Source organism: Clostridium sp. (assembly GCF_036569345.1).
Lineage (GTDB): Bacteria > Bacillota > Clostridia > Clostridiales > Clostridiaceae > Clostridium_AD.
The window spans coordinates 1-5659 of the sequence record NZ_DATCQT010000075.1 but is presented as its reverse complement, the minus strand read 5'-3'; the positions used below and the strand labels follow the sequence as shown (position 1 = coordinate 5659).

The following is a 5659-nucleotide window of genomic DNA, read 5'->3' as shown; positions in this document are numbered from 1 at the left end:
TATATGTAAAATTTTAATACATATTATTTGTATTGTATTTTATATATACAATACAAATATAAAATATTTTTATTTGTATTGTATATACTATTGTATTATACTTATAGTAATTATTTTAACACAAAAATACTATTTTAATTTATAACAAAATATGTTAAAATTAAAAATATAATATACTTATAATAAAAGGGAGGAAATAAATGGCTAATCCAAAGATATTATCATTCGCAACCATGAAAGGTGGCACAGGTAAAACCAATGTTGCATTTAATTTAGTAGGGTTCCTTGCCAAGGAGAATAAGAAAGTTTTGGTAATAGATTTCGACTCTCAAGGAAATATGACTAGCAATTTTAATATAAGTCAATTTACAGAAAGGTATGACTCCATAAGTAATGTTCTAAAAAATGATATTGCTCCTATAGATGTAATTTTAGAAAAACCTATTGCTGATATGCCCACTGTAGATTTGATACCTAGTGACAAAGGACTTACTGCTACGGAAATGGAACTTATATCTGTAACGTTGAGACATGGAATTATGAAGAAATGGATGAAGAAGAACAAAGAGTACCTTGCTAAATATGACTATGTTATTTGTGATACCCCTCCTGCTATGAGTATTTCCAATTTAAATGCTTTGTTTATTTCAGACAGTATTATTATTGTCACAGAGATTGGAATGCACAGCATTCAAGGAGCAATGAATATAATGAGTCAATGGAATTCTCTCTGTGATGAACTTGAAATAGAAAATAATATTTGTGGCTTGTTAATAAACAAATATGATAAAAGAATAAAAATTTCAAAAGATTTTATATATTATGTTAATCACAACACTATACTTAAAGAATTATCATTTGGAACTATAATTCCAAACAACATAAGATTACAAGAAACGTCATTGGTGAATTTACCAATTAGTTACTATAATGTGAAGAATGCAGGTTATCTAGCATATGTAGAATTTATACAAGAATTAAAAGAAATCGAGGCGATATAATATGGCAATACAAAAAGGAAAAATTAAAAGTATGTTCACGAATGAAAATGTTCTAGGAGTAAAAGAGCATAATTCACTATTACAAGAAAAAGAAGAAGTAATTACCCCTGTACCTGTGATAGAAAAGGTAGATGAAACTACTCAGCCTAAACATGAAACTGACACCGTGGCAGATGATCCTGCTAAATCTAAACCTAAGAGAAATATAGCCCATAAAAAAGTAATTAATAAAACTGAAGCAAAAGAAGAACGGGCTGTTGAAACAAAGGAAGATCCTAAAGAAACCAAAGTAATAGATAATTCTCCTATACAACTTACCTTGAAGACTCAGAATAGAGATAAGAAAAAATATGTAACTTTCTTCATGAGGGAATCTACGATAGCCTTAATCGCTGAATATGCAGGTCGTGGGGCAGGGAAAGATAGGACAGGGTATGATAAGTCTGAGTTTGTTGATTTGATCATTGTAAAAGCTATAAACGCTTTAAAATTCAATAAGGAAGAATAGAAAAGAGACTTTAATATAAAAATACCGTATTTAATTGCATAAATGTCTTTTTCTAAAAGAATACGGTATAATATTATTAATAAGATATCAGTCTAATTTATAAGTTATCCACAGATTTCTTAAACCACAACAAAATCCTCATGTAGTAGTTTAAGAAGGTTTAAAATAGTTTAAAACAGTTTAAAACAGTTTCTTTTCAATCGGACGGTTGGTATGAATGACACGAACTGGCGTGTCCACAACAAAAACCTACTAATGTGTAACAAAAACCTACCTTTTGATAACAAAAACCTACTAAACTACAACAAAAGAATACCAATACGCAACAAAAACCTACCTTATTAAAAAATTCTAACAATATATAAGGAACTTAGGAGGATTGGATTAATGATAATTAAAAAACAAGAAATTATAAAAAGAGAAATTGTAAAGTCCAATAATCTAATTGAAGGTAGCTATAAACTAACAACATCTGAGAATAGGTTGATAGACCTTGCCTTATCAAATCTTGAAGTTGTCATGTTAGATAAAAATTTATCTGCTGAAGATGTAAAGTCACTTATAAAACAAAAGGATTTTGAATTACTTTATGTCTATGTTTCAGATTACAAAAAAGAATATAATATTAAAAACAATACTATATACTCTGAGTTAGTAGCGACTGCAAATAGGCTATATAACAGGAATATTACATATATTGAAAACAATGATTTAATTAAGAAAAGATGGGTTATAACCTGTAAAATAGCTGAAGACAGAAATGCAGTTGCCCTCCAGTTTCATCCCGATTTAATTTCTGATTTATTAGTATTTAAAAGTGATTACACAAGATTCGATTTTGATGTTAAGAAATATATAAGAAGTTACTATGCTTGTAGAATATACGAATTATTAAAGCAGTATCAAGTATTTGGGCAAAGAGTTTTTGAAGTGGGACAACTGAGGTTTTTGTTGGGGATAGAGGATACTGAATATCCTCAGTACTCTAATTTTAAACAAAGAATTTTAAAACCTGCTGTAATGCAGATTAATAAAGTTACAGACTTATATATCGAACTAGATGACAGCTTGTATAAAGTGAATAAAAAAGTTGAGAAGGTAAAATTTAAAATGGTAAAACAATCAGTAAACTTCCAAGGTAGGGAACAAATAAGTTTCCTTGATAATCCCGATACAGTTCCCTCGGAATATAATGAACACAACGTTGTGAAAGAGTTCAGAGAACTTTTAGGAGTTACAATAAGTCCTAAACAAATTGATAAACTTGTTGAAAAGACATCTATTTCAATTAAAATATATCAGTTGAAGGCATCTATCAGACAGTACATAAGAGAAAAGAAATTAGTAATAGATGAGTATGGGAAGAAAAATGAGATAAAATCTTATTTAGGTGCTTTGATGAGAGCAATAGAAGGAAACTGGACTTTGACATATAAAGAAACTAAGGGTGGTTTTAATGATTATAAACAAAGGGAATATGATTTTGATGATTTAGAAAAAAAGCTGTTAGGATGGGATGTTACTTATGATGATAATGTTGATACCGGTTCTCAAAGTACTCCATTTGATGAAGTAGCCTCAGATGAAGAGTAACCCAACAGAATCCTCGCATTTGTATGATTGACAATTTATACACAACAAAAACCTACCTATTCAGCTTCTAGTTTATATGTATTTCGATAAATGATGAATTAAAAGGGTAAGTTATTGTTATGTATTACCTGTTTTAATTTAAAAAGGTAGGAATGTGTTGTATTAAATTCATCAAAAGGTAGGTTAGTGTTATGTATGATATAAAAGCGAGGAAAGTGTTGTGGATAAAACTTTATTTATAAATATCTAAGAGGGCAAAGCATATTAATGTTAATGCCTTTCTTTATTTGCAGTTTTACTTAATCCTGAATAACCCTGATTAGAAAAAAAGAGGTAAATCGTCAAAGAGCTGAAAGTAAAGATCATGGTTAAAAGAAAGAAAGCACATTAAAAAATTATTCTCAAAGAGAATACAACTTTGAGGTATCAGGAAAAAAATTATTAGGATGGGAATTATTATTAATACATACATATAGGATTCTTTTAAACAGTATTTTATACTTTTTCTTGAGTAAAAACTAGTATATGAGAAGTATATACTTAGTATATATGAAATGAAAATATTTTTAGAAAAGTATGCACTAAGTATATGCAAAGTATGTACTTGATGGTATAATGTTATTATAATAAAAAAATAAATTGCAATAAGTACATACAATGTATATACTCGGATATAAATAGGAGGATTTAATTATGAATTTAGGAATTGATGTTGGAAATGGGTATACAAAATTTAATGAAGGTAAATTTGCCAGCAAAGTAAAAGTTGGTGAAATAATTAATTTTGGAAAAGTAAAGAAAGAAATTCATCAAGTCGAATTTGAAGGAACAAAATTTATTGTTGGTGAAGGTGCTGCTTTTACAGGAGATAATAGGTATTTTGAAAAATATTATAAATTATGTTTATTAACTGCAATAGCTCTTAGCTCAAAAGAAGATTTTATTGAAGCTAATTTAGTAATTGGATTACCAGAAAAGAAATTTAAACTTTTGGGTGATAAATTGCAAAAACATATAAAGTATTTTGGACAACAACAAATCAAAGTAAAGGATACTTTATATAATATAAGAATTAATGATTGTTTGGTATTTATTGAAGGTGCTTACCCAATTAAAACAGAAGAAGAATACAATGTTTTGGTTATTGATAATGGGGCAGGAACGATAAATGTAACACAGTGGGAAGAATTAGCCATAACGACAAGTGCAAGTTACAATGAAGGTATGAATAAAATGTATGCAGATATAACTTCTTATTTAAATACAAATAAGGAAGGTGCTGACTTTAAACCTTCTGAAATCGAAAAAATTATTAATAAAAAAACTGTTATTATTGATAACAAAGAGACAGATATAACAGATATTAGACCAATTGTCGAGAACCACATCGTCGAAACGGCTTCATATATTAAAAATGATTTTAAAGTTAAAAATGCTTCTAAAATATATCTTATCGGTGGCGGTGGTGCAGACACTATAACTTATTGGCAAAAGCAATTTCCAGTAATTCAATTAGTAGAAAATAGTCAAATGATTAATCAAAATATTTATGATCTAGTTGCAGATAGTGAATTTAATGAGCAATAGGAAAAGTAAGCCTATACCATTTAATCTTACAAATAAAAGAGATATTAAATTACTGGAATATGCGGAGAATCAGGATATTGCATTTGCGTCTTATATCAAGAATCTGATTGAAAAAGATATGGCAAAACAAGGTAAGCAAGTAGAAAATGTAGAAAAAGAATATAAGACAAAAATTGATGAAGTTGAATTAAGAAATATGTTAAAAAAAATTTTGAAGGAATTAAGTATTGATAAAGTGGATGAAGAAATAAAAATATCCAGTACACAAAAAACAAGTATTAAAAACCTATTAAAAAATTTAAATAAGTAAATAAAACAGAAAAAACCCTGAGAAATAAACAAATTGTAAAAAGGAAAACAAAATTATATTTAGGAATAAAACAATGAAAATACTATTGCAACTCGAAAATTAAATAGATGTATATTATATTTAATAAAAAATTTTTAATTTTAAAACAGTAAAATTTAATTAGATTCTTACTAAATTTTAACTAACTAAAAGAGATTTTTAACAAAGAGTCTTTTGTTTATTTTACTTTTTTAAAGCCTCCTTTTTTGTGGCACATAAAAAACCATATTAGTCTTTTAAACATTAAGGTAATGATGGTCTATTAAATAAATCGTAATTGTATTGCATTATAATTTTAATAACTAACAAAAGACCAGGATTTATTCTGGTCTTTTGTTATCTCATTGATAATTGTTGGAATTCTTCCCCTATAGTTTTAACTGTTTCCTCGTCTATATGGATAGGTAACTCTTTGATGTTATCTCCAAGTTTTCCCCCCATTCACACCGTACGTGAGACTTTCGAGCTCATACGGCGTTTCAACAAATTGTATTTTATTTAATTAAATAACTGAATTCCCTACTAACTTCCTTAAAGAATTGACACGTTTCAAACCTTTTTCGTCTAACTTCAACATTTCCATATACTTATCAATGGTATTTATTATGGTCGAGTGTACCA

5 protein-coding genes are annotated in these 5659 nt (G+C 27.9%); all 5 read left to right on the top strand.

Annotated elements, in window-relative coordinates; genetic code table 11:
* Nucleotides 1-200: 200 nt before the first annotated feature.
* The 5 genes from VIM70_RS07835 (at nucleotide 201) to VIM70_RS07815 (ending at nucleotide 4999) form a co-directional block, all read left to right on the top strand.
* Entirely contained in the window at nucleotides 201-1001 is an 801-nt protein-coding gene (locus VIM70_RS07835; protein ID WP_331945194.1) for a ParA family protein, read from the top strand.
* A gap of 1 nt (nucleotide 1002) precedes the next feature.
* Entirely contained in the window at nucleotides 1003-1509 is a 507-nt protein-coding gene (locus VIM70_RS07830; protein WP_331945193.1) for a hypothetical protein, read from the top strand.
* 387 nt (nucleotides 1510-1896) lie between these two features.
* Nucleotides 1897-3102: a replication initiation protein gene (locus VIM70_RS07825; protein WP_331945192.1), complete on the top strand. Its 1206-nt coding sequence runs from the start codon at nucleotides 1897-1899 to the stop codon at nucleotides 3100-3102.
* A gap of 693 nt (nucleotides 3103-3795) precedes the next feature.
* The gene (locus tag VIM70_RS07820) at nucleotides 3796-4689 is read left to right on the top strand and encodes a ParM/StbA family protein (protein WP_331945191.1); all 894 of its coding nucleotides are present in this window, start codon (nucleotides 3796-3798) and stop codon (nucleotides 4687-4689) included.
* Nucleotides 4679-4999 (top strand): hypothetical protein, encoded by a 321-nt coding sequence (locus VIM70_RS07815; protein WP_331945190.1) that lies wholly within the window; start codon nucleotides 4679-4681, stop codon nucleotides 4997-4999. The genes VIM70_RS07820 and VIM70_RS07815 overlap by 11 nt, the downstream gene beginning before the upstream one ends.
* Nucleotides 5000-5659: the final 660 nt, after the last annotated feature.